An 845-nucleotide genomic window follows, 5' to 3' on the forward strand; every position below is an offset into this window, starting at 1 on the left:
GAACAATTGCCTGATGGGGTGGAAATTAGCGAAAATTTGGCCCAGGTATTAGATAAGTTATTATCCGATTATCCAAACCAGCGATATCAATCAGCATCGGAAGTATTAGACGCCCTGAATCCGCTGCTAAAATTTAGCTTTGAGGTAATTACTGTGAATCGGTATGGACAAGCGATCGACCGTCAACAAAGGGAGGCGGAATATTTTACCGAAGATTTGCGACAAGGAATTGGGTTAGAAATGGTACGCATTCCGGCGGGTACTTTTATCATGGGTTCCCCGCAAACGGAGTCAGGGAGAGATAAGAATGAAGGTCCGCAACATCAGGTAAAAGTGCCGGAATTTTTTATAGGCAAATATCCGGTAACCCAGGCACAATGGCAAGCAGTGATGGGAAATAATCCCTCTTATTTTACCGGAGATAATTTACCAGTGGAAAACGTATTCTGGCACGATGCGGTAGCATTTTGTGAGCAACTGTCAGAAAAAACGGGACGGGTTTATCGCTTACCCAGTGAAGCAGAATGGGAATATGCCTGTCGCGCCGGAACCACCACGCCATTCCATTTCGGGGAAACTATTACCCCAGAATTGGCTAACTATAATGGAAATTATCCCTACGCTGAGGAAGAAAAAGGGGAATATCGAAAAAAAACCACGCCGGTAGGAAATTTTCCGCCCAATGCATTTGGACTACAGGATATGCACGGAAATGTCTGGGAATGGTGTCAGGATACTTGGCACGCGAATTACAATGGTGCGCCCTCGGATGGGAGTGCTTGGGATTGGGGAGGAGATTCTGGGTACCGGATGCGGCGTGGAGGGTCTTGGAATTTCATCCCCAG

General features: G+C 46.6%; 1 protein-coding gene. It reads left to right on the forward strand.

Annotated features, from left to right (window positions below):
- Positions 1-845, forward strand: an 845-nt coding sequence (locus AC0QH1_RS00645; protein ID WP_324628798.1) for a formylglycine-generating enzyme family protein, incomplete at both ends; no start/stop codon positions are given.

The organism is Phormidium sp. CCY1219 (genome assembly GCF_055795085.1).